The following is a 23,324-nucleotide window of genomic DNA, read 5'->3' as shown; positions in this document are numbered from 1 at the left end:
CGGCCGGTGCCTGACTATCTGGCCGTTGACCTCGGCGCCGAGAGCGGTCGCGTGCTGCGCGGTGCGCTGCGTGACGACCGGCTGACGGTCACCGAGGCGCACCGGTTCGTCAACCGGCCGGTGGCGCTGCCCGAGGGGCTGCACTGGGACGCCCTCGCGCTGTTCGCCGATCTGTCCGAAGGGATCGCCGCCGCCGTCGCCGGTGGCGGCGAACCCGTCGCCGGGATCGGTATCGACGCGTGGGGCAACGACTTCGGTCTGCTCGACCGGACCGGGTGCCTGATCGGCAACCCGTTCCACTACCGGGACCGGCGGACCAGCGCCAGCACCGCCGTCGTCGCGGCGCGGGTCGGCGCCGGCGCACTGTACCGGGCGACCGGCACCCCGCCGCTGCCCATCAACACCGCCAGCCAGCTCGTCGCGATGGAGGGCTCCCCGCAGCTCGACATCGCCGAGCGGCTCGCCATGCTGCCGGACCTGTTCGGCTACTGGCTGACCGGTGAGCTCGCCACCGAGCAGACCATCGCCAGCACCAGCCAGCTGCTCGACGTCACGACCCGCACCTGGGCGAGCGGCATCATCGACCGGCTCGGCATCCCGGCGAGGCTGTTCGCCGGTGGTGTCGTGCCCGCGGGGACCAGGGTCGGGCCGCTGCTCGGACACCCGAAGATTCCACTGTGGACTGTGGCCGGGCACGACACCGCCGCCGCGGTCGCCGCGGTGCCCGCCACCGGGCCCGGGTTCGGGTACATCTCCTCGGGGACCTGGTCACTGGTCGGCCTGGAGCTCGACGCGCCGGTGCTCACCGACGAGGCCCGGCTCGCCGGGTTCTCCAACGAGGCGGGGGTGGACGGCACGACCCGCTTCCTGCGCAACGGCACAGGGCTCTGGCTGTTGCAGCGGTGCCGGGCGGCGTGGGCCGACACCTCCTACGCCGACCTGGTCGCCGCCGCGGCGGCGGTGCCCGGCTTCCGGTCGCTGGTCGACCCCGACCACCCCGCGTTCGTCGCGCCGCCGGACATGCCGGCGCAGCTCGCCGCCGCGTGCCGGGCCACCGGGCAGCCGGTGCCGGTCGGTCGGGCCGCCCTCGTGCGGTGCGTGCTGGACAGCCTCGCGTGCAGGCACCGGTGGACCCTGGAGCGGGCCGAGGCGCTTGCCGGTCGCCGGGCCGAGGTCGTGCACGTCGTCGGTGGCGGCGCGGCCAATCCGCTGCTCTGCCAGCTCACCGCCGACCTGACCGGCCGGCCCGTCCTCGCCGGGCCGGTCGAGGCGACCGCGGTCGGCAACCTCCTCGTGCAGGCCCGCGCCGACGGGCGGCTCGGCACCCTGGAGGACCTGCGCGCGGTCGTCGCCCGGTCGCTGCCGCCGCGCCGCTTCGAGCCGGCCGGCGGCGCCCGGTCCGACGACGCGTACGCTCGCTTCCTCGCCCTGCTCGACGCGGGTGACCGGATCTGACATATTCTGCAAAGTACGGCGTGTGCAAGGGGAGGTGTCGTCGGTGTTGATCGCCGAGCGGCGGCGGCTGCTGCTGGAGCAGGTCCACCACCGCGGCTATGTCTCGTTCCGGGAGCTCGCGGAGGCCCTGGAGATCTCCGAGTCGACCGTGCGCCGCGACCTGCGCTCGATGGTCGACGAGGGGCTCCTCGTCGCGACCCGCGGCGGCGTCGGCCCGATCCGGCAGCCGCGTCCGGCCGGGTACCGCGGCGGCGGTCACGTCGGCGCCGACCGGCCCGCGGGCCGTGCCGAAGGCCCGGCCAACGGCGCGGCCGCGCACCGCCGCGACGGTGCGGCCGACGGCGCGTCCCAGGTGCCGCCGGAGCAGCGCGCCGACCCGGTTCCGGAGCAGCGGGAGGCGATCGCCGCGCACGCCGCCACGCTGATCGTGCCGGGCACCGCGATCCTGCTCGGCCCGGGCCGCACCACCACCGCTCTCGCCCGCCGGCTGGCCGGGATCGAGCAGCTCACGGTCGTGACCAACTCCGTGGCCGTGACCCAGGCGCTCATCGACCTGCCGCAGATCGACGTGGTCCTCGTCGGCGGCGCGCTGCGACGGTCCATCGGCGCCGTGGTCGGCCCGATCACCGAGCAGGCGCTGCAGGCGCTGCGCGGCGCCCAGGTGTTCCTGTCCGGTGAGGGCGTCACCGCCGAGCGCGGGCTGACCACGCCCAACGTGTTCGCCGCCGCCACCGACCAGGCGCTGATGGCCGCCGGCCGGCAGGTGGTCGTGCTCGCCGACCACACCAAGATCGGCCACGACACGATGTGCCAGACGGTGCCCTGCGACCGGATCGACGTCCTGGTCACCGACGCCGACGCGGATCCGGACACCGTGCGCCGGCTGCGCGCGGAGGGCGTCGACGTGCGGCTCGCGTAGCTCCGCAGTACCAACCAGAAAACGTCAACAAATTCCAACTCTTGACAACAGTTGGCACCACCTGGCTACCATCTGGCAAGTTCGACTCAATCTCTTTCACTTTTTGGCACCGTGCCCGAGCGGCGGTGCTGATCCGCCATGCCCGCGTGAAGGGAAAGCCAGATGTCGCAGTCCCGTAGCTCCGCTGCCCTCGCCACCGTCCTGGTCCTGTTCGCCACCGCCGGCACCGCCTGCACCAAGACCGCCGGCGACACCGCCGCACCCGCCGCCACCGGTTCCGCCGCCCAGCAGGTCCAGGCGACCTCGGGCGCCACCGGCTGCACGCCGGAGCGCTACAACGGCGGCGTGCCGAAGCTCGACCTCAAGGGCATCACCGTGGGCTTCGCCCAGTCCGAGAAGGAAGCCAACCCGTTCCGGATCACCGAGACCCAGTCCATCAAGGACGAGGCGGCCAAGCGGGGCATCAAGCTCATCACCACCAACGCGCAGTCCGACCTCGACAAGGAGATCGCCGACATCCAGGGCATGATCGCGCAGGGCGCCAAGGCGCTGATCATCTCGCCGCTGAACTCCGAGGGTCTCGACCCCGCGCTGAAGGCCGCGCAGGACGCCAAGGTGCCGGTGATGACGATCGACCGGCTGCTCACCACGAAGACCGCCTGCAAGGACTACATCGGCTGGATCGGCTCCGACTTCGTCATCCAGGGGCAGCGCGCCGCCGACGCGCTCATCGCCGCCACCGGCGACCAGGGGCAGGTGGCGATCCTGCTCGGCGCGTCCGGCGTCAACGTGACCGTCGACCGGACGAAGGGCTTCAAGGACCAGCTCACCGCCAAGGCCTCCAAGCTGAAGGTCGTCGCCGAGCAGACCGGCGACTTCACCCGGGAGAAGGGCCAGAAGGTCACCGAGCAGCTGATCTCCGCCAACCCGGGCATCACCGCCATCTACGCCGAGAACGACGAGATGGCCCTCGGGGCGGTCGCCGCGCTCAAGGGCGCCGGCAAGAAGCCCGGTGACGTCAAGATCATCACGATCGACGGTACCAAGGGCGCGGTGCAGGGCATCCTGGACGGCTGGATCGCCGGCGTCATCGAGTCCAACCCGCGCTTCGGACCCCTGGCGTTCCAGGCCCTGGAGGACTTCTACAGCGGCAAGGGCGTCGCGGAGAAGACCATCATCTCCGACAAGGAGTACACCAAGACCAACGCCCAGGCCGAACTCGTCAACGCGTACTGATGACGGACTCAACCACGTTGGAGGTCCGCGAGGTGCGCAAGCACTTCGCGGGCGTCCAGGCCCTCGACAAGGTCTCCCTGACCCTGCGCCCCGGCGAGGTGCACGCCCTCGTCGGCGAGAACGGCGCCGGCAAATCGACCCTCATCAAACTCATCACCGGGGTCCACCGGCCGGACGGGGGCGCCGTGCACTACCGCGGCGCCCCGGTCACCTTCGCCGGACCCCGGGAGGCGCAGGCCGCCGGGATCAGCACCATCTACCAGGAGGTCAACCTGGTCCCGCAGCGCAGCGTCGCCGGCAACCTGTTCCTCGGCCGGGAGCCGGTCAACCGGTTCGGCCTCATCGACCGGCGCCGGATGCACCGCGAGGCGCGCGACATCCTCGCCCGCTACGGCATCACCGTCGACGTGCGCAGCCGCCTCGGCGAGCTCGGCCTCGGCGTCCAGCAGATGGTCGCGGTCGCCAGGGCCCTCGCCACCGACGCGCAGGTCGTCATCATGGACGAGCCGACGTCCTCGCTCGAACCGCGCGAGGTCGACCTCCTCCTCGACGTCGTGGACCTGCTGCGGCGGCGGGAGGTCGCCGTCCTGTACGTCACGCACAAGCTCGACGAGGTGTTCCGCGCCTGCGAGCGGGTCACGGTCCTGCGCGACGGCCGGCTCGCGCACACCGGCGAGGTCGCCGCCACCGACCGGCTCCGGCTGGTGGCCACCATGCTCGGCCGCGACGTCGACTTCGTCCGACGGCACGGCGCCACCACGTTCACCGACGAGCACCGCACCGCCGCCGGCCCGCCGGTACTGCACGCCGAAGGTCTCACCCGGGCGCCCCGGCTGCGCGACGTGAGCCTCGACGTGCACGCCGGCGAGGTCGTCGGCCTCGCCGGGTTGCTCGGCTCCGGCCGCACCGAGACGGTGAAGGCCGTCTTCGGCGCAGCGCCCCTGGACGCCGGGACCGTCACCGTCGGAGGGCAGCGACGCAGGCGCTGGGACCCGGCCGGCGCGATCCGGGCCGGCCTCGCGATGGTCCCCGAGGACCGCAAGGCCGAAGGCGTCATCCCCGAGCTGTCCGTCCGCGACAACATCGTCCTGGCCGTGCTGCCCCGGCTCAGCGTCGCCGGGTTCGTGTCCGAACGGCGCCGCGACCGGCTCGTCGACACCTTCGTCGAACGGCTCCGGATCAAGGTCTCCAGCCCGGCACAGAAGGTCCGCGAGCTGTCCGGCGGCAACCAGCAGAAGGTGCTGCTGGCCAGGATGCTGTGCCTGTACCCGAAGGTGCTCATCCTCGACGAGCCGACCCGCGGCATCGACGTCGGCGCCAAGGCCGAGATCCAGGCCCTCATCGACGACCTGGCCGAGCAGGGCCTCGGCGTCGTGCTCATCTCCTCCGACCTGGAGGAGGTGGTCGAGGGCGCCGACCGGGTCCTCGTGCTGCGCGACGGCGCCGTCGCCGGCACCTTGCGCGGCGACGAGATCACGGAGGAGGCGGTCATGCGCGTGATCGCCTCATGACGACGGTGCAGGCGGCGGCCCGCCGGCCCATAGACGTCACGGGCCTGCTGCAGGTCGGCGGGGTGTACCTGGCGATCGCCGTCGTCGTGGTCTTCAACCTGCTCTTCACCCCCAACTTCGCCACCACCGCCAACCTGCGGCTGCAACTGGTGCAGGTCGCGCCGGTCGCGATCGTCGCGATCGGGATGGCCCTGGTCATCGCGACCGAGGGCATCGACCTGTCCGTCGGCTCGACGATGGCGATCAGCGCGGCGTTGCTGCCGCTGTACATCGGATACGGCGCCTGGCCCGCGATCGGGATCGCGCTGCTGGCCGGTGCCGCCGTCGGCGCGGTCAACGGCTCGCTCGTCGCGTTCGCCGGGATGCAGCCGATCATCGCCACGCTCGGCCTGCTCGTCGCGGGGCGCGGCCTCGCGCTGGTCCTCGCCGACGGCCGGCTCACCGAACTGTTCGACCCGACACTCGCCGGCCTCGGCAACGCCTCGCTGTCGGGGATACCGGTCAGCGTCCTGCTGTTCCTCGCAGTCACCGCCGCCGCCGGGATCACCGTGCGGCACGCCGCGGTCGGCCGGCGGATCCTCGCCATCGGCGGCAACCGGCCCGCCGCCGTGCTCGCCGGGCTGCCGGTGCGGCGGACCCTCATCATCGTCTACGTCCTCAGCGGACTGCTCGCCGCCGCGGCCGGGGTGCTGTCCACGTCCCGGCAGGGCGCCAGCGATCCGTCGTTCGTCGGGCTGCTCATCGAGCTCAGCGCGATCACGGCGGTCGTCGTCGGCGGTACCCCACTGTCCGGCGGGCGGGTCCGGATCCTCGGCACCCTCATGGGAGCACTGCTCATGCAGCTCATCACGGCCACCGTCATCCAGCAGAACCTGCCCGACTCCACCGCCCGCATGATCCAGGCCGGCATCATCATCGCCGCCGTGTATGTCCAACGTGGACGGAGCCGCACATGACCACCCTCGGACTGCGGATCGCGCTGCCCCGCTGGCGGGTCGACCGGGCCGGCGCCCCGATCGTGCTCGGCCTGGTCGTCCTCGGCGGCGCGGCCGTCTTCGGCGGCAGCTTCGCCGGCGGCCGCAATCTCGGCAACATCGCCCTGGACGCCTCGTACCTGCTGCTGATCGCGACCGGGATGACGTTCGTGATCCTCAGCGGCGGCATCGACCTGTCCGTCGGCTCGCTGCTCGCGCTCAGTGGGGTGCTCACCGCGTACGGCGCCCGATGGGGCACCCTCGCCGCGGTCGCCCTGCCGCTGGCCGTGTGCGCCGCGTTCGGCGTCGTCAACGGCCTGCTCATCGGCCGGGCGAGGATAGCGCCGTTCATCGTCACGCTCGCCGCGCTGCTGTTCGCCCGCGGGCTCGCGTTCGCCGTCGCCGACGAGGGCAACCGGGTGTACATCATCCCCGCCGGGCTCACGCTGACCCGGCTCGGCCAGGCCCGCTGGCTCGGTCTCGGCGCACCGGTCTGGCTGGCTCTGGCGGTGTTCGCGGGCGGCCTGGTGCTGCTCAACCTGACCAGGTTCGGCCAGGCCACGTTCGCCGTCGGCGACAACCAGGAGGCCGCGGAGCTGATGGGCCTGCCGGTCGCGAGGGTCCGGGTCCTCGTCTACGTCCTCAGCGCCGTGCTGACCGGTGTCGCCGGTGTCCTCGTCGCCGCGCAGACCCAGTCGGGCCTGCCGACCATCGGCGAAGGGCGGGAGCTGGAGGCCATCGCCGCGGTCGTCATCGGCGGGACGCTGCTGTCCGGGGGAGCGGGCTCGCTCAGCGGCACCCTCGCCGGTGTCCTGCTGCTCAAGGTGATCCAGAACCTCATCAACCAGGTCGGCACCCTCACCGCCTACTACCAGCAGGTGGTCAGCGGCACGTTCCTCGTCGTGGTGGTCCTGGTCCAGCTGCGGCTCGCCCGAAGGCGGCGGTCGTGAACCGGGCCGCCCGGCACGCACCGGGCGTCGTCCCGCCCGATGTCCACGAAGGTCCGCCGGTCCGGGTGGCGGTCGTCGGTACCGGCGACTGGTGGGGCCGCCAGCACGCCGAACTGTTCGCCGGCCGCCCCGACACCACCCTCGTCGCCGTCGTCGGCCGCGACCCGGCACGGACCGCGGCCCGGGCCGCCGCCTACGGCGCGGCGCCCCACGTCGACCTCGACGAGATGCTGGAACGGCACCAGCCCGACCTGGTGTCGGTGTGCCTGCCCAACGAGGCGCACTTCGAGCCGACGCTGCGGCTCATCCGCGCCGGCGTGCCGCTGCTGCTGGAGAAGCCGCTGGTGTTCTCCCTCGCCGAGGCCGACGTCCTCGTCTCCGCGGCCGCGGAGTACAGCCGGTTCGTCGGGATCAACTTCAACCACCGCTACGCGAAACCGGTCCGCCTCGCCGCCGACGCCCTGGCCCGCGGTGACCTCGGCCGGCTCACGTTCGCGACCTGGCGCTTCGGCGGCGAGCCCGGCACCAGCCGGCACCCGCACGCCAACCTCATCGAGACCCAGTGCCACGGCCTGGACATGCTGGAGCACCTGTGCGGACCGGTCGAGTCCGTCATGACACAGGCGGTGTCCCCGGTCGGCGACGCCTGGTCCACGCTGGTCGTCGCGCTGCAGTTCGTCAACGGCGCCGTCGGCAGCCTGGTCGGCAGCTACGACTCCTCCTACGCCTACACCGACACCCACCGGGTCGAGCTCAACGGCACCGCCGGCCGGATCCTCATCCAGGACACGGTGCGCCGGTACACGTTCCAGCGGGCCGGCGACGAGACCGCCCAGGTCTGGCAGGCCGGCTACTTCAACGACACCGACCGCGGCTTCCACGCCACCTTCGACCGCCACGTCGACGACCTCCTCGCGGCGCTGCGGCAGGGCCGCGAGCCACCGGTGCCGATCACCGCCGGCCGGCGGGCGGTCCTGCTCGCCGGCGCCGTCATCCGCTCCTTCGAGAGCGGCGCCCGGGTGCCCGTGGCGGACTGAGCGGAGATGCTGGCCCAGCAGCGGCAGGCGATCATCCTCGACCTCGTCCACCGCGACGGCGGGGTGCGGCTGCGCGACCTGATGCACCGCCTCGGCGTGTCCGACATGACGGTGCGCCGCGACCTCGCCGACCTCGCCGAGCGGGGCCTGGTCGAGAAGGTCCACGGCGGCGCGACCCGCCCCGCCGGGACCACCGCGGCGGCTCCCCAGGCGGATGCCGTCGCGGCGATCGCCCGGCACGCCCTGGCGTTCGTCGAGCCCGGCGCCGCGATCGCCCTGTCCAACGGCCCGCTCACCACCGCCCTCGCGCACTGCCTCGCCGACCGCCCCCCGACGACGGTCGTCACCAACTCCCTGCGGGTCGCCGCCGTCCTGCACGCCACCCGGCCCGCCCGGCACACCGTCGTCGTCCTCGGCGGTGTCCGTGAGCCGTCCGGCGCCCTGGTCGGGCCGATCGCGGAGGACGCCGCGGCCCGGCTCAACGTCGACGCGCTGTTCCTCGACGCGCACGGCATGACCGTCCGGGCCGGCTTCACCGCCGGCAGCCTCGCCGCCGCGGCCGTGGACCGCCGCCTCGTCGAGTCCGCCCGCCGGCTCGTCGTCCTCGCCGACCACGGCCGGTGGGGCGTCACCGGCATCGCCACCGTCGCCGCCCTCGACGAGGCCGACGTCGTCATCACCGACGACGCCCTCGCCGACGACGCCTACGTCGCCCTGACCGACCACGCCGGCCACCTGATCCTCGCCACCGCCGGCCCCTGACGGCTCACGGTTCGTGGGGTCGGACGTGCAGGACCACGCCGTACCAGGTCACCCGCAGCAGGTGCACCCGGCGCTCGTCGAGCCGCAGCCAGCGCCGCTCACCCATGCGGGCCGTGTACCGCCGGTCGTCGGTGCCGGTGAACCGGACCCGGTACGACGCCCGCCGGGCACCGGCCACGCCGTGCGCGGCGGGCCACGCGACGTCCGCGCGGGAGCGGCCCGACGCCTCGACCGTGTGGCTGTAGTGGCGCTTCGGGATCTCGTACGTGTGCAGCGTGCGAGTCTCGTGGACCCAGCGGGTGCTGTACACGGCGCGGGTCTGCGCCTTGCCGAACACGTACTCCGTGCGCCACTGCACGTCCTGGACGGGCCGGGTGACGTGGACCGTCTCCCGGGTGTGGTTGCGGCTGCCGGCCGGCGGTCCCCAGTAGGAGCTGCGCCGCACCCAGCGCTCCTCGTGGATGTCGACGCTGCGGTGCCAGGTGAACCCGTCGACCGCCGCGGGCACGGTGCGGTGGGCGCCGGCCACACCGGCCGCCACGAGGACGGCCAGTGCGCACAGCACGACGAGGGTGACGTCCCGCACCGGGTCACGGCTCGCGGGAGGAGAACGCCATCTGGTACTGGAAGCTGCCCGTCGGGTCGTGCCCGCCGCCGGCGGCGCAGGCCGAGCCGCCGTTGCCGGCGAAGTACATCGACTGGCACGCCCCGCAGGAGCGCCAGCCGACCTGCATCCTCGGCGACTGCCCGTCGTTGACGTACATGGCGTAGTCGGAGCTGCCCACCGCCTCGTGCCCGCCGCCGAGCGGGCAGCGGCCGACGAACGGCCCGAAGAACAGCCCCTGGCACCGCCGGCACCACCGCCACCCGTTCTGCACCTGCGGCGGCAGCGGCGCGTTGTACGCCGGCATGACGTAGTTGGCGCTGCCGGTGCGGTCGTGGCCGCCGCCGAGCGGGCACGCGCCGGAGGACGTGTTGCCGGCGAAGAACAGCGACTGGCACCGGCGGCACCAGCGCCAGTTGCGCTGCCCGAGCACCGGGTTGTGCAGCGGGTTGACGGTGTCGAACGTCGGACCGCCCTCGATGTCGAACGACTGCCGGAAGCGGTGCAGCCACGGCTGTCCGCCGCCGGTGGCCAGCAGCCGGAACCTGTTGTCGATGCCGAGGCCGTTGGCGGCCGGGACGAACGCGGGGTCGCCGAGGCCGTCGCCCTTCGGGTAGAAGACCGACAGGGCTGCCATGCTCCAGTTGTCCAGGGACCACACGGTGTTCGGCACGAACGTGAGCCGCACGCTGACGATGTTCTCGGCGAGCACCGTCGGCAGGCCCGCGGCGGCGAAGGACATCCAGCGGTCCCGGGTCGACCGGTTCGGCCAGCCCGCGCCGTCGCTGTTCAGCCACCGGTTGACCGTCACGGTGCGGTCGAGATGCCGCACGACGACCGACGCGGTGATGCTGCTCGCCGGCTCGATGCCCTCGGGTCCGCGCAGGTCGTCGTCGCCGGTGACGATCCGGAAACCGAGCCCGTTGATCGGGGTGCCCCGGTCGGCCGGGGACCAGGTGACCGTGCCGAAGTCGACGGCCGACGCCGGTGCCGCCCCGGCGGCGCCCAGGGCGGTGCCGAAGGCGGCGCCCAGCCCGGCGCCGGCGGTCGCCGACGCCAGACCGCGCAGGACGGTGCGGCGGGAGTGCCGCCGCCCGGGGGTGGGAGTGCTCGAATCCACGGTGTCCACGGGACCTCCTGTCCTCGCCCGGCCGCGCGGGTCGGCGGCCGTGTGCACAGTGGTCGTTGCTGCGGCTACGGCGATCTCTCAGGTTCGCGCCAAGATTTTCCGCGGCGGCCCGGCCGGTCACTCGTACGGCGACGCCGTGGCGTAGGTGAGGTCGAACGCGGCGTCGGCCGGCGCGCCCGCCGCGGCGAAGCACGCGACGTGCAGCACGACGGCGTCCTTGGTGCCGTAGTCGTTGCGCAGCACCAGGCCGCAGTGCCCGGGGCCGCGCCCGGTGACGTGTGTGTAGCTCGGCAGCTGCCCGACCGGCAGGCGCACGGTGTACCGGCCGGCGCCCGTCCGGTCCACCGTCACGGCGCCCGGCTTCCCCGCCCACCAGTCACCCGGACCGGACGTGCCGGCGCCAGTGAGGAACGCGCCGTACGGCACCCGCGGGTCGCCGAGGAGGCTCTCCCGGCCGGTGTGGCTCAGGACGAACGCGGTGTCCTGCGCCGCGCCGCCCGGGCCGGTGCACACGACGGACGCGGCACCACCGGCGACGCCGGCGACCGCGCAGTACCTGGCCGCGCCCGCGACCGGTGACACCTGCACCGCGGTGGCACCGGAGGGCACCGCGACCGTGTACCGGCCGGTGCCGGTGCGGCGTACCTGGCCCGTGTTCGACGCGTCCGGCGCGCCGGGCGTGTACGACGACGCCGCCGGTCTCGCGGCGTGCACGAAGCCGCGGGCGCCGCCGGCCGGCGTGCCGGCCAGGAACAGCACGTCGACCGGGACGTCGGCCGGCCCGCCGGACCGGTCGAAGCAGGCCACGTCGACGACCTCGTCGATGCCGTCCTGGTGCCAGGCCGACGGCTGGCAGGTCGCCCCGGCGCCGGTGTAGTCGTATGCGGTGGCGTGCGCGACGCCCCCGGGGGCGCCGGCACCGGGCAGGACGATGCGCTGCCGGCCGACGTCGGTGTGCGTGGCGGTGGCGACGCGACCGCCGCCCGGCCCGCCCGTGCGCCACGGCCCGTACGTCCAGTTCGACTCGTCGTTGGTGGGGTGCTCCGGGTTCGGTGCCAGGTCGTGCGTGGTCCCGATCGGGTGGTCGACCCAGCGGACCTGCCCGAAGGCCCACACCGCCGGCAGGGACACGCCCGGCCCGCCGCCGGGGCCGGGCACCGCGCCGCCAGGCCCGCCACCGGGTCCGCCGCCGGGCCCGGTGCCGGGCCCGGTGCCAGGGCTGTGGAGGCGCCCGGCGCCGGGCTGGTGGGTGTGCCGCCCGGCTGTGCCGAAGGCCCCGGTGCCGTGGCCGGGCCGGTGGCGCCCGGCGAACGGGCCGGCCCGCCCTCGACCTCCACGGGCAGGCCGCCCGGGCCGGACGCGGCCAGGGTCGCGCCCGCGGCGAGCGCCACCACGGCCAGGCCCGCCACTCGCAGCACCGCCGGGTTGGCCTGCACGACCTGCACGACGTTGCCGACCATCGGCATGCTCGCGACGCGCTGGGCGGCCGCGTCGATCAACGCCCGGAGACCGCCGCCCCGCTGCAGCGAGGCCGGCGCTCCGCCGTCGACCGGCGCCCCGCCGGCCCGGTCGACCCCGGCGCCCTTGCCGGCGTCGATCTCAGTGCCCTCGCCGGTGTCGTCGGCGGTGCCGGCGTCGGTGGTGGTAGCGGCCTCGGTGGCGGTGGCGGTGGCGGTGGCGGTGGCGGTGGCGGTGGCGGTGGCGGTGGTAGTGGCGGAGTCGGTGGTGGCGGCAGCAGCCGGGTCGGTGGTGGCCGCCACGGCTTCGGTGACGCTCGCGACCAGCGCGTCGCGGCGTGGCCGGCCGTCGCCGTCGAGCACCTGGGTCGCGAGCAGCAGCAGGCCCGGGCCGAACGCGTACAGCCCGGCCCGTTGCGCGTCACGGAAGATGATGGTGCACCGCTTGCACCCGTCCCCGGATCCGTCGGCGGCGGCGTCGAGGTGCGCGACCGGCGCCGTCGCGTGCCGGGCCAGCGCGGCCGTCTCCGCCCGGTCGAGCTGCGCGAACCGCAGCTGCGGGCCCGGCGCGCGAACCAGGCCCGCGGCGGTGCCGCACCCACCCGCGGCGCGGGCCACCGCGAGGATCCCCATCTTCCGCCGCACGTCGGCGTGTGCCCGGCTGAGCTCCCGGTGCACCCAGGCGGCGTCCCGGCCGTTGCCCAGCTCGCCGGCGAGCTCCTCACCGACAACCTCGCGACCCTCCCGCCGCACCACCGCCATGACGGTCTCCAGCAGCAGCCGCCGGTTGGCCGGAAGGGTCTCGATGACCTGTTCGGCGTCGTCGATCGCGCGTTGCCTGCCGTCGTCGTCGAGCTCCGGCGCGTCGTGATGGACGCCGGGCCGCAACGGCGGCGCCAGCGTCGGATCCTCCAGCGTGCGGGCCTTCTCCCGGGCCCGCACGAACGCGCCGACCCGGGCGTTGCCGACGTTGGTGGCGAGTCCCCACAGCCACGGCCCCATCCGCTGCACCGGCGGCGGGTCCTCGGCCGCGGCCGCCGCCGCGATCCGCACGAAGACCTCCTGCACGCAGTCGTCGGCCTCGCCGCGATCGGGCAGCGCCCGCGCGAAGTGCCGCCGCAGCTTCGGCGCGTACTGCCGGAACAGCTCGTCGAGCACACCGCTGTCACCGTCGCGCAGGCGCGTCCACAGCGGGTCCTGATCGAGTGCCATGCCACCCTCCAGAAGGCGTGAGAGAACCCTGTCAGATCGGTACGTGTGCGCGCACCGTCCGACCTCTCACCGACTGCGGCAAATTCTGCAACACCCGTGCCGTCCCAGGCGGCGGCAACGGCACACGGTCGTGTTTGCGCAGGTGGCCCGCTTCGCCGGTGTCCCATGGTGTCCCACGGGCGGCGCGGGCACCGGCGCCTCGATGCTCGGATGGCTCCTGTCAGCAACACCCGGACGACACGCAGGAGACACGCCATGAACGCACAGGCCACCGCGCACCAGCCCGACGCCGGCACCATCCGCAGGTCCTGGTTCACCCTCAACGGTGTCCTCTGGGCACTGCAGATCGTCTGGGGCTTCTTCTTCGCCGGCAGCGGCTTCGGCAAGGTCCTGCTGTACGACGGGGCCCTCTACGCCGCCGCACCCCGCGCCGTGGCCTGGTACGCCGCGGTGCCGCAGCCGCTCATCGTCGGCATCGGCGTCGTCGAGGTGCTCGGCGGGATCGGCCTGCTCCTGCCCGCGATCACCCGGGTCGCGCCGAGGCTCACGCCGCTGGCCGCCGCCGGTCTCGCACTCACCATGCTGCTGGCCGCCGGCTTCCACGTCGTGCGCGGCGAGTACGCACTCGTGCCCGCCACCGTCGTGCTGGGCGCCGTGGCCGCGTTCCTCGCGGCCGGACGGGCCGACCTGCGACCCGTCGAGGCCGCGCCGCTCACCACCCGGCGGGTCCTCACCTCGGTCGCCGTGCTCGTGCTGATGGTGCTGACGGTGTTCGTCCCGACCTGGTACACGATGACGCACACCCAGTTCTGATCATGCCGTCAGCCGAACTCGGCGGCGACCGCCTCGGCCAGGAGGCGGTCGCCGGGGGAGCGCCGCTGACGCTGAGCGCGAGGCTTTCCTCGTGGGCCTGCTCGCGCTGCTGCGGCCGGACCCGGAAGCGGATGCTGCCGCCGTCGTGCTCCGGGCGGACCTGGAACGCCGACAGGCAGTGCGCCCCGCCGGAGACCGCCCGCGTCAGCTCGTCGGCCGGCAGGTCGAGGTCCGGGTCGGCGGCGGCACGGGTCGCGAGGCGTTCGCCGCCGCCGTCACGGATCGCGTCCAGCAACGCCACCGCGGCGCCGCGCCGGTCGCCGGCCTTCGCGAGGACGCAGGCGAGGTCGTAGAGGCCGCCGGGATGGTACGGGTCCCGCGCCAGCGCCTCGTGGAACAGCCACACCGCGTGCGCCTTGTCCTCCGGGTACTCCTCCAGCCCGAGCGCGAACGCCCGCACCATCAGCCGCTCCGGCAGCGGCAGCCGGTCGATCCCCAGCGATTCCAGGTCCCGCCCCGGATCCTGGCGCAGGACCGCGGTCGCCAGCTCATAGGGCTCGGTCATGACCGCCGATCCTAGAGCGCGTGCGTCACCGGCCCACGGGTGGCGACCGTCTCCATCGCGTGCAGGACCGCGGCGGCGTCGTCGGGGGCGAGGAAGTGGCTGTCGACGTACAGCGTCATCTCCAGCACCTCGTCGGAGCCGTCGACGCTGAGGAAGAAGCCGGACTGCGGGTCGTCGTGGGCGCTGACCCAGGTGAACTCGCTGTCCGCCCCGGCCGGGAGCGGGATGGGCCGCAGCGAGCCGCCGAACCGGCGGTCGTTGAAGTTCACGTCCAGGTCGACCCCGGGTCCCCGGTCGGCGACGACGGCGGCGACGCGGGCCTCCAGCGCCCGGCGGTCGTAGTAGGCGTGCTTGTACGCGGCCATCGCCGCGCCGCGGGCCCGCCGTACGACGTCGCCGAACGCGCCGGTGGTGTCCAGCACGCACAGGCCGTTCTGCGACACGGGGCAGACGCTGCCGTCCAGCTCGGCGCGGAAGCGGTTGCTGGCCATCAGCCGCAGCGGCAGGACCAGGACCCCGGTCACCTCCGCGAACGCCATCGCGAACACGGCCAGGAGCACCGCCGCGGTGTCCGTGCCGTGCTCGCGGGCGGCGGCGGAGAGGGCCGCGGGCAGCGCCGTGGAGCGGAACACGCCGTGGTGGTAGCGGGGGCTGCGCACGTCCCGCGACGGCGGCACGACCGGCACGGGGATCTGGCGCAGCCGCGTCTCCCAGTGCCGCAGCGCGGCGGCGTTGTGCCGTTGCGCCGCGGGCTGCGCCTGCTGCCGGGCCTGTTCGAGGGGCGCGATGCCGCGCACCGGTGCGGTGGTGCGGGCGGCGGTCTCGGCCATCATGACGACCGCCCCTGCGCCGTCGAACACCAGATGCGACATGACCAGCACGACGTGGGTGCACCGGTCGCCGTCCACGACGGCACCCATCCGCACCGGCCACTCGGCCGCGTAGTCGAACGGTGTCGTCCGGTATCGCCGGGCCACGTCCTCGGCGTCCTGCCCGGCGGGGATGAGCTCGAGGTCGATCGTGCCGTGGTCGTGCACGACCTGCCGGGGCGGGTCGTCGCCGGTGGTGGGCACGAACCGGGTCCGCATCGACTGGTAGCGCCCCATCAGGTACGCCAGCTCCCCGGCGACGTCCTCGACGGTGGTGCGCGGCGGCAGCGGCCGCGCACCACCCATCGCGAACGTCCGGCCGAGCCTGCGCATCTTGAGCCAGACGTCGAGCTGCCCCCAGGACAGCTCACCCTCCCCGGAGCCTTCCCCGGCGAACGACACGGTGCGGCGGCCCGCCACCTCATCCATGGCGGTCACTCTAGGGGAATCCGGGGCCCCCGGACGGCGCCGGCGGTTGCAGGAAATGTGCAGCCCGCGGCGTCACCCCAGCTGGCTGCGGCGGCGGGTCAGGTAGGCCCGCTCGGCGGTGTTGCCCGCCAGCTCGATGGCGGTGTCGTACGCCGCCCGTGCCTGCCCGCCGCGGCCCAGCCGGCGCAGCAGGTCGGCGCGGGTCGCGTGGTAGGCGTGGTAGCCGGCCAGCGCGGTGCCGAGACGGTCGACGGCCGCCAGCGCCACCTCCGGGCCGTCGAGCTCGGCGACCGCGATCGCCCGGTTGAGCGCGACGATCGGCGAGGCGTCGAGGCGGACGAGCTGGTCGTACAGCGCGACGACCTGCGTCCAGTCGGTGTCGCGTACATCGGGCGCGGACGTGTGCACGGCGTTGATCGCCGCCAGGATCTGGTAGCGACCGGGGGCGACGCCGGTGGACAGGCGTTCGCGCACCAGCCGGTGGCCCTCGGCGACCATCGCCGCGTCCCACGCCCCGCGGTCCTGCTCGGCGAGCGTGACCAGCTCGCCGCCCGCCGAGACGCGGGCGGTGCGCCGGGCCTCGATGAGCAGCATCAGCGCCAGCAGCCCGGCCACCTCACCGTCGTGCGGCAGGAGGGCACGGATCAGGCGGGTGAGCCGGATCGCCTCGGCGGTCAGGTCCTGCCGGACGGGGTCGGTGTCGGGGCCGGTCGCCAGATAGCCCTCGTTGAACACCAGGAACAGCACGGCGAGGACCCCGGACACCCGGCGCGGGAGGTCGTCCGCGGACGGCACCCGATACGGGATGCGCGCCGCCTTGATCTTGGCCTTCGCGCGGGTGATGCGCTGCCCCATCGCGGTCTCCTGCACCAGGAAGGCGCGGGCGATCTCGGCCACGCTCAGGCCGCCGACCATGCGCAGCGTCAGCGCCACGCGGGTCTCCGTCGCGAGCGCCGGGTGACAGCAGATGAAGATCAGCCGGAGCCGCTCGTCGTCGATGGCGCCGACAGGCTCGGGCGGGTCGTCGTCGTGCAGCAACTGAGCCTCCTTCTGCTTGTCGTCGCGCTTGTCCTCACGGCGGATCCGGTCGATGGCCTTGCGGTTGGCGGTGGTGGTCAGCCACGCACCGGGATTCGGGGGTACGCCGTCGGCCGGCCACCGTTCGACGGCGGTCGTGAACGCCTCGGCGGCGGCCTCCTCGGCGGTGTCGAGGTCGCCGAACCTTCTGGTCAGGGCGGCGACCACCCGCGCCCACTCCTCGCGGTGCGCCCGGGTGATCGCCTCGCGCACGTCGATCCCACTCACAGGAACGGCCGCACCTCGACCTTCCGGTTGCAGGCCTTCGACCCGTCGGCGGCGAGCTTGAGCGCCACGTCCAGGTCGGGGGCCTCCATGACCCAGAAGCCGGCGAGGAACTCCTTGGACTCCACGAACGGCCCGTCGGTGAACAGCGCCTCCCCGTCGCCCCGGTTGTCCACGACCGTTGCCGAGGCGGGCGCCGCGAGGCCGCCGGCGAAGACCCAGTGCCCGTCGGCCTGGAGCCGGTCGTTGAACACGTCGATGGCCGCCATCTCCTCCGGCGTGGCGAGTCCGGGCGAGTCGAAGATCACGGAAACCAGGTACTGCATCTGACGATCATCTCCTGTGGTCCGGGCGCCCCTCGTGGGCGGCCGTTCATCCCTGCTACGAACGGCGCCGCCCCGATCCGACACCGCCGCCCGGAGAATTCTTGCAAAGTCGCCGTAGTCTGGACGCGTGTCCGGGGCGGAGCCCAGCTTTGACGGGCCCGCCGTCCAGCAGCTCGGTGATCTGCTGAGCGCGACGGCCGGCGGCGACGCGCTGCGCGAGATGTGCATCCTGGCGATGCGCAGGCACCGGCTGATCGCGTTCGTCGCCGACCGCGGCCAGAGCTTTCCCGCGGCGATCCCGGTGGCGTGGGCCCGGCTCGGCGACTGGAGCCGCGCCGAACACGTCGCGCCGCTCATCCTGCACTCGATGGAGGCGTATACCGGCCTGGCCGAGGTCGCCGCCGGCAACGGCGACGTGCCACGGTTCCGGCGCCTGGTGGACGCGGCCCGTGACCCGGCGCGGCCGTCCACGTCGGACTGGTTCAGGGCCCGCCACCTCGCGGTCCTCGGCCGGTCCGCCGCGCGGCTGGGCGCCACCGGCCTCGCCCGCGACCTGCTGCGCGAGGCCGAGACGGTGCTGCGGCGCACGAGCGTCGCGCCGGACGCCGACCACCGGGGTGAGGCGATGGCGGCGGTCGCCCAGGCGTACGCGGCGATCGGCGCTCGGCGGCACGCCCGGCAGCTCATCGCCGAGGCGGAACGGCAGCTCGACGGGCTGCGCCCAGCCGACCTGCGGGCGTACCGGCTGTCGCTGATCGCGTTCGCGTCGGCCGAGGTCCGGGGCGCGGACGCGGCACAACGGTCGTTCCCGGACCCGCGCGACCCGGCCTACACGGTCCGCGTCGTCGCCGCCTTCGCCCGCGCCGCCGCCGGGGCGGGGACCGCACCAGGGCCGGCCGGCTGCTCGACGCGGCCGCGCGGAGCCTGCCGTCCCTGGACCACGGCACCGTCGTGCACGGCCAGCAGGAGCTGCGGCTGCGGGAGACGCTGATCGCGCTGACCGAGCTCGCCGAGGCGGCGGCCCGGGTCGGCGACCCGCAGCGGGCCCTCGGCTGTCTGCAGCGCGCCGGCCCGACGATCCGGCTTCTCGGCTACGACTCCAGCCAGCACCAGCTGCATGCCCGCCTGGCCCTGGTGTACGAGCTGCTCGGCGACCACGCGTCCGCGTGCGGGCGGATCGCGCGCATCACCGACCCGGACATCCGGCTGGCGGCGCTGATCGAGATGGCCCGCGCGGCGACGGAGTCCGGCGACGAGCAACGCGCCGGCGCGCTGCTGGACCGGGCCGCTGCCGTGGCCCGGTCCGTCCCCGGCCCGCGCCAGATCGAGCCGCGGCGGGACCTCGCCGTCGCGCTGGCCGAGGCCGGGCGACCCGAGCGGGCCGAGGAGATCCTGCGGTCGATGTACCACCCCCGGCAGCCGTTCTGGGAGATCCTGGCGCTGGCCGAGGCGGTCGCCGAGGTGGGCCGCCTGGACCAGGCGCAGCCGCTGCTGGCGCTGGCCGGCGGCGACGAAGACCTGCGGGTGCGGATGCTGCCGCCGCTGGCCGAGGCGGCCGGGCGCACCGACCGTCTGTCCCTTGTGGACGAACTCGCCGAGGGCGTCGAGGCGGCGGGTCTCCTTCGCAAGGCCGCCGTCGGCGCGGCCGGCGCCGGCCGCTTCGACACGGCGATGGCGCTGCTCACCCGCGCCGGCGAGCTGCGGGAGCTGTCGCCGCCGTCCGTGGTGGAGTGGCGGGGGCTGCAGCACACGGCGACCCGGATCGCGGTCCTGGCGCTGCGGGCCGGCAGCCCGCTGCTCGACGACTTCTGCACACTGGTCCGGCCGTCCGAGGCCGAGGACTGGCCGGCGGATCCGCTCATCGACGCGATCCGCGGCGACATCGAGCCTGCGGTGCAGCGGGTGACGGCCGGCACCGGGCCGGTCGCCGACGCCGCGACCGCTCTTGCCATCGTCGCCTCCGCCCGGGGAGACGCGGACCTCGCCGGGTCACTGCTCGACTTCGCCACCCGCGCTGCCCTCGGCTGGTCGGGCGCCGTGCGGCGGGCGATCGACGGCGAACTGTCCCTGCTCGCGGTCACGGCCGCCGAGCTGGGCCAGACGGACCGCGCGGACGCCCTGCTGGAGCGGCTCACGGACGCCCACCCGGACCATCGGGTGCCGGCACTCGCCGCGCGGGCGGTGGCGCACGCCCGCGCCGGTGAGCCCGGCCGCGCCCGCGCCGTCATGGACGAGGCCTTTGCCTGCCTGCTGTCCCGCGAAGGCGGGGCGGGCGGCAACCTGTCGCTCGCCGCCTGCGTGCGGGCCGGGGTCGAGGTGGACCCGCGGCGGTGCCGCACCCAGCTGGCCCACGCGCTGGCGACCCAGCAGGACACCCCACGGTTCCTGGCCGCCGTGCCGCTGGCGGACCCGTCGCTCGCCGGCCTGGCGGTGTCCCTGCTCGCCGGCGCCGACCCGCCGGCCGCTCCCGGTGGCCCGGACGGCGGGTCGTGAGCGACTTCAGCCTGCCGAGCGTTGTCAGCATCGGCGCGGTGCTGGGTGGCGCGGGAGCGGCCCGCGCCGTCGGCGACAGCGCGGTCCGCGCCGCGGAACGGGACACGGCCGGACGGCCCGAGCGGTAGCGCCCCCGGGGTCACGGTGCGGTGCGGCTGCGCGCGTCGTACTCCGCGCGGGCGGCGTCGATGAGCGGCAGGGCGTCGGTGGTCCATGCCAGCAGTGGGGTGGCGGCCTCGAGCAGGGCCGTGCCCATCGGCGTCAGCCGGTAGCTGACGTTGGGCGGCATGACGTTGTAGACCGTCCGGGTCAGGATGCCGTCGCGCTCCAGGCTGCGCAGGGTGACGGTGAGCATGCGCTGGCTGATGCCGTCGGTGGCGCGTTTGAGCTCGGTGAACCGGCGCGGCCCGGTGCCCAGGGTCGACACGATCCGCAGCGCCCACTTGTCTTCGATGATGGATCGGCACCCGGTCCGCCGGGCGGGCTCGTCATCCGTTGCGGACATGGTTACCTCCGGGGAACCGGGGCACGGCAATGTGCCTGATTGCGCGGGCCGCGATGGGTGCTCGATGCTGAGTGTAGTTCCTGGAAGGTACCGAGGCACTGCGGGTAACCGCCGGCCCTTCTGCACCGCAACGGCTCATCGAAGGACGATCAACCATGTCTGCATACCTGTTGGTACACGGCGCCTGGCACAGCGGGCAGAGCTGGGATCGCGTGGTCCCCCTGCTGAGCATGGCCGGGCACCTGGTGCTCGCACCGTCCCTGACCGGCCACGGCGACCGCGCCGAGCTGCTCGCCCCCGAGGTGGGGCTGGACACCTACGTCGACGACATCGTCCGGCTGATCACCGGGGAGGACCTGACCGAGGTGATCCTGGTGGGGCACAGCTACGCCGGAATGATCATCGCCTCGGTCGCCGATCGGATCCCGGACCGGATCGCCCACCTGGTCTACCTCGACGCCATGGTGCCCGAGGACGGCGAGAACGCGATCGACGTCATCCCCATGACCCAGCTCCTGATCGACCAGGCCGCACGGTCCGGCGCCCCGTGGCGTATCCCCCCGCTGCCGCCGCTGCCGCCGCCCGCGGGCCTCTTCGGCGTCACCGACCCGGCGGACGTCGCCTGGGTGCGCTCGATGCTGTCGGACGAGCCGGTGCGCTGCTTCCAGCAACGGGTCCGCCTGGACAACCCGGCCGCGAACGCGATCGCCCGCACCCACATCCACTGCGTCGCCGGCGCGCCGCCGGGACGACGGCCCGTCCCCGCGACGCAGCCCAACGGCACCCCCGCACAGGTGTGGGAGCTGCCCACCGGCCACGACTGCATGGTCACCATGCCGGTCGAGCTCTCCGAGCTGCTGCTCAAGCTCGCCTGACCGTCCCCTTCACGAGGTGCAGCAGCTCGTCGACCGACCACTGGTCGTAGGCGTGTTCACCGTACTTCGATGCCAGCACCGTGCCGTCGGGGGCGATCAGGAAGTCGGCGGGCAGGCCGAGGCGGCCGCCGGCCGGATTGAGCGACGGGGGCCGTTCGCGGCCGCGCAGCAGCGCCCACGAGCTGCGGGCCACCGCTCGCAGGATGGTCGGCCACACGCGCGGGTTCAGCAGGGCGCGGCGGGACGACTCGACGCCGAATTCGCGGTACAGGCGTCGCTGCGGGTCGGGCACGACCGCGAACGGCAGGTCGGTCACGTGTTCACGCAGCTCCGCCGCGGAGGAGTGGAACACGACCACCTCGCGGACGCCGGCCGCCGTGATCTCGGCGTGCCGCCGCACGATCGAGCGCAGGTGCAGGTTGCAGACCGGGCATCCGGCGAAGCGACGGAACTGCAGGTGCACCAGCTGGTCCGGGTCGGGCAGCGCGACCGGCGCTCCGACGACGACCTGCAGACGGCGCGAATCGACAGCGTGCACGGCAACCTCCTGTAAGCGTACGTTGTACTCCTACGAGAGTAGGCGTAGGTCGTACGCTGTCAAGTGCCATGCCTCGCCCACGGTCGCTGACACCCGAGCAGATCGCCGCCGCCGCGCTCGCGGTCCTCGACCGTGACGGCCTCGGCGGGCTGAACATGCGCGCCGTCGCGCACGAGCTGGGCATGAGCACGATGGGGCTGTACCGGTACGTGCACGATCGCGAGGATCTCGAAGGCCTCATCGTCGAACGCGTGCTGGGCGCCGTGGACCCGGCGCCCCCGGCCGGCGGCACCTGGCAGGAGCGCGTGACGGTGATGGTGGAGCGGGTGCGGGTGGCGGTCGGCGCCCACCCGGCCGTCGTGCCGCTGACGATGACCCACCGGCACAGCTCGCCGGCCATCCTGCGCTGGTCGGAGACCGTGGCGGGCATCCTGTCGGAGCCCGTCGGCGACGCGAGGCGGCGGGTCGTCGCGCTGCGCGGGCTGCTGTCGTACCTCATCGGCGCGATCCAGCTCGAGCACCTCGGCCCGCTGTCGGGCCCCGGCACGGTCGCCATCGCCGGCCTGGACCCCGCGTCGTTCCCGAACATGCGCGACCTCGGCGCCGAGGCCCGTCGGGTCGGCCCGGACGAGGAGTTCCACGGCGGCCTCGCCCTGCTGCTCAACGGCCTGGACGCATCACCGCCCGGCTGAGCCGAGGAGGGCGGCGCCGAGCAGCTCGCCGACGCGCTGCTGCCACTCGTCGAGGGTCCAGCCGCACACCTCGCTGAACTGCAGGTAGGTCTCGACGTTGCCGAGGACGAACGCGATGTCGACCGCCTGATCGACGCCCAGGCCGGGTCTGAGGGCGTCGCGGCCGGCGAGCAGCTGCACGAGGAAGCCGTAGGCGGTGCGGGTCTGCTGCTGGTTGGTGTCCCACTGCGCGGCGAGCTCGGGGTCGGTGCCCGTCGCGCCGCGCACGACCCGCATCAGCGGGGCGACCCGCTCGACGATGGCGCGGCCGGTCACCATCCACAGCTCGATGATCCGCTGCGGGTCGGTCTCCTGCTGGATCTGCTCGATCCACGGGCGCTCCAGCAGCGCGACCGGCTCGTCGTCGCCCACCGCGGCCACGTCGAGCGCCTCCTTGAGCAGGGTGCGCTTGTTGCCGAAGTGGAAGAACACCGTCTGCACGGCGACGCCGGACCGCTCGGCCACCTGGTCCAGCCGCGTCGCGCCGTAGCCGAGGGCGATGAACTGCTCGGCCGCCGCCGCGATGATGCGCCGCCTGGTCGCCCGGGCCTGTTCGGCCCGCGTCGGCCGGCTGTCGGGTTTCTTCGGTTTCTTGACAGGCCCGCTCATCCGCTAGAGCCTACTCTAGTCAC

The 23,324-nt window shown here is 74.0% G+C and carries 24 protein-coding genes and 1 pseudogene; 14 read left to right on the top strand and 11 right to left on the bottom strand.

Features of this window, described 5'->3' with window-relative positions; genetic code table 11:
- Nucleotides 1-6: 6 nt before the first annotated feature.
- From OHA72_RS53120 to OHA72_RS53085, 8 genes are all read left to right on the top strand, one after another.
- Nucleotides 7-1,455: a rhamnulokinase gene (locus OHA72_RS53120; protein WP_327003736.1), complete on the top strand. Its 1,449-nt coding sequence runs from the start codon at nt 7-9 to the stop codon at nt 1,453-1,455.
- Nucleotides 1,456-1,498: 43 nt separating this feature from the next.
- On the top strand, nt 1,499-2,374 hold the full coding sequence (locus OHA72_RS53115; RefSeq protein ID WP_327003735.1) for a DeoR/GlpR family DNA-binding transcription regulator: 876 nt from the start codon (nt 1,499-1,501) through the stop codon (nt 2,372-2,374).
- A gap of 162 nt (nt 2,375-2,536) precedes the next feature.
- Nucleotides 2,537-3,610: an ABC transporter substrate-binding protein gene (locus tag OHA72_RS53110; protein ID WP_327003734.1), complete on the top strand. Its 1,074-nt coding sequence runs from the start codon at nt 2,537-2,539 to the stop codon at nt 3,608-3,610.
- Nucleotides 3,610-5,121 (top strand): sugar ABC transporter ATP-binding protein, encoded by a 1,512-nt coding sequence (locus tag OHA72_RS53105; RefSeq protein ID WP_327003733.1) that lies wholly within the window; start codon nt 3,610-3,612, stop codon nt 5,119-5,121. The genes OHA72_RS53110 and OHA72_RS53105 overlap by 1 nt, the downstream gene beginning before the upstream one ends.
- A complete protein-coding gene (locus tag OHA72_RS53100) occupies nt 5,118-6,077 on the top strand; it encodes an ABC transporter permease (protein WP_327003732.1) in 960 nt (319 codons plus the stop codon). The genes OHA72_RS53105 and OHA72_RS53100 overlap by 4 nt, the downstream gene beginning before the upstream one ends.
- Nucleotides 6,074-7,045 carry an ABC transporter permease gene (locus OHA72_RS53095; RefSeq protein ID WP_327003731.1) on the top strand — a complete coding sequence of 324 codons (972 nt, stop codon included), beginning with the start codon at nt 6,074-6,076 and terminating at the stop codon, nt 7,043-7,045. The genes OHA72_RS53100 and OHA72_RS53095 overlap by 4 nt, the downstream gene beginning before the upstream one ends.
- Entirely contained in the window at nt 7,042-8,082 is a 1,041-nt protein-coding gene (locus OHA72_RS53090; RefSeq protein WP_327003730.1) for a Gfo/Idh/MocA family protein, read from the top strand. The genes OHA72_RS53095 and OHA72_RS53090 overlap by 4 nt, the downstream gene beginning before the upstream one ends.
- A gap of 6 nt (nt 8,083-8,088) precedes the next feature.
- Nucleotides 8,089-8,844: a DeoR/GlpR family DNA-binding transcription regulator gene (locus tag OHA72_RS53085; protein WP_327003729.1), complete on the top strand. Its 756-nt coding sequence runs from the start codon at nt 8,089-8,091 to the stop codon at nt 8,842-8,844.
- A 4-nt stretch (nt 8,845-8,848) separates the two neighbouring features.
- On the opposite strand, the gene OHA72_RS53080 is transcribed toward OHA72_RS53085, so the two are convergent.
- The 4 genes and pseudogenes from OHA72_RS53080 to OHA72_RS65315 form a co-directional block, all read right to left on the bottom strand.
- Nucleotides 8,849-9,430, bottom strand: coding sequence for a hypothetical protein (locus OHA72_RS53080; RefSeq protein WP_327003728.1), 582 nt, complete (start codon nt 9,428-9,430; stop codon nt 8,849-8,851).
- 4 nt (nt 9,431-9,434) lie between these two features.
- Entirely contained in the window at nt 9,435-10,577 is a 1,143-nt protein-coding gene (locus OHA72_RS53075; protein WP_327003727.1) for a hypothetical protein, read from the bottom strand.
- A gap of 117 nt (nt 10,578-10,694) precedes the next feature.
- Nucleotides 10,695-11,735: a hypothetical protein gene (locus tag OHA72_RS53070; RefSeq protein WP_327003726.1), complete on the bottom strand. Its 1,041-nt coding sequence runs from the start codon at nt 11,733-11,735 to the stop codon at nt 10,695-10,697.
- A 1,328-nt stretch (nt 11,736-13,063) separates the two neighbouring features.
- Nucleotides 13,064-13,246 (bottom strand): annotated as a pseudogene (locus OHA72_RS65315) (RNA polymerase sigma factor); the annotation flags it as partial.
- Nucleotides 13,247-13,501: 255 nt separating this feature from the next.
- On the opposite strand from OHA72_RS65315, the gene OHA72_RS53060 reads away from it, so the two are divergent.
- Nucleotides 13,502-14,059: a DoxX family protein gene (locus tag OHA72_RS53060; protein ID WP_327003724.1), complete on the top strand. Its 558-nt coding sequence runs from the start codon at nt 13,502-13,504 to the stop codon at nt 14,057-14,059.
- Here the strand turns inward: OHA72_RS53060 and OHA72_RS53055 are convergent.
- The 4 genes from OHA72_RS53055 to OHA72_RS53040 form a co-directional block, all read right to left on the bottom strand.
- Nucleotides 13,977-14,624, bottom strand: a complete 648-nt coding sequence (locus OHA72_RS53055) for a hypothetical protein (RefSeq protein ID WP_327003723.1) — start codon at nt 14,622-14,624, stop codon at nt 13,977-13,979. The two genes, OHA72_RS53060 and OHA72_RS53055, sit on opposite strands and share 83 nt — an antisense overlap.
- Nucleotides 14,625-14,635: 11 nt before the next feature.
- The gene (locus tag OHA72_RS53050; RefSeq protein ID WP_327003722.1) at nt 14,636-15,922 is read right to left on the bottom strand and encodes a condensation domain-containing protein; all 1,287 of its coding nucleotides are present in this window, start codon (nt 15,920-15,922) and stop codon (nt 14,636-14,638) included.
- A 72-nt stretch (nt 15,923-15,994) separates the two neighbouring features.
- Nucleotides 15,995-17,227: an RNA polymerase sigma factor gene (locus OHA72_RS53045; protein WP_327003721.1), complete on the bottom strand. Its 1,233-nt coding sequence runs from the start codon at nt 17,225-17,227 to the stop codon at nt 15,995-15,997.
- The gene (locus tag OHA72_RS53040; RefSeq protein WP_327003720.1) at nt 17,224-17,550 is read right to left on the bottom strand and encodes a YciI family protein; all 327 of its coding nucleotides are present in this window, start codon (nt 17,548-17,550) and stop codon (nt 17,224-17,226) included. The genes OHA72_RS53045 and OHA72_RS53040 overlap by 4 nt, the downstream gene beginning before the upstream one ends.
- Before the next feature lie 127 nt (nt 17,551-17,677).
- Here OHA72_RS53040 and OHA72_RS53035 point away from each other — a divergent pair, with 127 nt between their 5' ends.
- From OHA72_RS53035 to OHA72_RS53025, 3 genes are read left to right on the top strand one after another with little or no spacing between them, the layout of a single operon-like run.
- On the top strand, nt 17,678-18,541 hold the full coding sequence (locus OHA72_RS53035) for a hypothetical protein (RefSeq protein WP_327003719.1): 864 nt from the start codon (nt 17,678-17,680) through the stop codon (nt 18,539-18,541).
- Entirely contained in the window at nt 18,502-20,043 is a 1,542-nt protein-coding gene (locus OHA72_RS53030) for a tetratricopeptide repeat protein (RefSeq protein ID WP_327003718.1), read from the top strand. Before OHA72_RS53035 ends, OHA72_RS53030 begins: the two co-directional genes overlap by 40 nt.
- The gene (locus tag OHA72_RS53025; RefSeq protein WP_327003717.1) at nt 20,040-20,171 is read left to right on the top strand and encodes a hypothetical protein; all 132 of its coding nucleotides are present in this window, start codon (nt 20,040-20,042) and stop codon (nt 20,169-20,171) included. Before OHA72_RS53030 ends, OHA72_RS53025 begins: the two co-directional genes overlap by 4 nt.
- 11 nt (nt 20,172-20,182) lie before the next feature.
- On the opposite strand, the gene OHA72_RS53020 is transcribed toward OHA72_RS53025, so the two are convergent.
- Nucleotides 20,183-20,548, bottom strand: coding sequence for a winged helix-turn-helix transcriptional regulator (locus tag OHA72_RS53020; protein ID WP_327003716.1), 366 nt, complete (start codon nt 20,546-20,548; stop codon nt 20,183-20,185).
- A gap of 155 nt (nt 20,549-20,703) precedes the next feature.
- Here OHA72_RS53020 and OHA72_RS53015 point away from each other — a divergent pair, with 155 nt between their 5' ends.
- On the top strand, nt 20,704-21,423 hold the full coding sequence (locus OHA72_RS53015; RefSeq protein ID WP_327003715.1) for an alpha/beta hydrolase: 720 nt from the start codon (nt 20,704-20,706) through the stop codon (nt 21,421-21,423).
- Here the strand turns inward: OHA72_RS53015 and OHA72_RS53010 are convergent.
- Nucleotides 21,410-21,961, bottom strand: a complete 552-nt coding sequence (locus OHA72_RS53010; RefSeq protein ID WP_327003714.1) for a peroxiredoxin-like family protein — start codon at nt 21,959-21,961, stop codon at nt 21,410-21,412. The genes OHA72_RS53015 and OHA72_RS53010 overlap by 14 nt on opposite strands.
- Before the next feature lie 68 nt (nt 21,962-22,029).
- Between OHA72_RS53010 and OHA72_RS53005 the strand changes: the two genes are divergently transcribed.
- On the top strand, nt 22,030-22,653 hold the full coding sequence (locus tag OHA72_RS53005) for a TetR/AcrR family transcriptional regulator (protein ID WP_327003713.1): 624 nt from the start codon (nt 22,030-22,032) through the stop codon (nt 22,651-22,653).
- On the opposite strand, the gene OHA72_RS53000 is transcribed toward OHA72_RS53005, so the two are convergent.
- Complete coding sequence (locus OHA72_RS53000) at nt 22,639-23,301, bottom strand: TetR/AcrR family transcriptional regulator (RefSeq protein WP_327003712.1); 663 nt, start codon at nt 23,299-23,301, stop codon at nt 22,639-22,641. The genes OHA72_RS53005 and OHA72_RS53000 overlap by 15 nt on opposite strands.
- Nucleotides 23,302-23,324: the final 23 nt, after the last annotated feature.

This window comes from Dactylosporangium sp. NBC_01737, assembly GCF_035963215.1.
GTDB lineage: Bacteria > Actinomycetota > Actinomycetes > Mycobacteriales > Micromonosporaceae > Dactylosporangium.
This window is presented reverse-complemented; position numbering and strand designations above follow the sequence as displayed.

Excerpts from the sequence above, each read along its gene's own strand:
- OHA72_RS53110 (WP_327003734.1), top strand. The coding sequence starts at position 2,537 with ATGTCGCAGTCCCGTAGCTCCGCTGCCCTCGCCACCGTCCTGGTCCTG.
- OHA72_RS53105 (WP_327003733.1), top strand. The coding sequence starts at position 3,610 with ATGACGGACTCAACCACGTTGGAGGTCCGCGAGGTGCGCAAGCACTTC.
- OHA72_RS53100 (WP_327003732.1), top strand. The coding sequence starts at position 5,118 with ATGACGACGGTGCAGGCGGCGGCCCGCCGGCCCATAGACGTCACGGGC.
- OHA72_RS53095 (WP_327003731.1), top strand. The coding sequence starts at position 6,074 with ATGACCACCCTCGGACTGCGGATCGCGCTGCCCCGCTGGCGGGTCGAC.
- OHA72_RS53085 (WP_327003729.1), top strand. The coding sequence starts at position 8,089 with ATGCTGGCCCAGCAGCGGCAGGCGATCATCCTCGACCTCGTCCACCGC.
- OHA72_RS53060 (WP_327003724.1), top strand. The coding sequence starts at position 13,502 with ATGAACGCACAGGCCACCGCGCACCAGCCCGACGCCGGCACCATCCGC.
- OHA72_RS53055 (WP_327003723.1), bottom strand. The coding sequence starts at position 14,624 with ATGACCGAGCCCTATGAGCTGGCGACCGCGGTCCTGCGCCAGGATCCG.
- OHA72_RS53050 (WP_327003722.1), bottom strand. The coding sequence starts at position 15,922 with ATGGATGAGGTGGCGGGCCGCCGCACCGTGTCGTTCGCCGGGGAAGGC.
- OHA72_RS53040 (WP_327003720.1), bottom strand. The coding sequence starts at position 17,550 with ATGCAGTACCTGGTTTCCGTGATCTTCGACTCGCCCGGACTCGCCACG.
- OHA72_RS53020 (WP_327003716.1), bottom strand. The coding sequence starts at position 20,548 with ATGTCCGCAACGGATGACGAGCCCGCCCGGCGGACCGGGTGCCGATCC.
- OHA72_RS53015 (WP_327003715.1), top strand. The coding sequence starts at position 20,704 with ATGTCTGCATACCTGTTGGTACACGGCGCCTGGCACAGCGGGCAGAGC.
- OHA72_RS53005 (WP_327003713.1), top strand. The coding sequence starts at position 22,030 with ATGCCTCGCCCACGGTCGCTGACACCCGAGCAGATCGCCGCCGCCGCG.
- OHA72_RS53000 (WP_327003712.1), bottom strand. The coding sequence starts at position 23,301 with ATGAGCGGGCCTGTCAAGAAACCGAAGAAACCCGACAGCCGGCCGACG.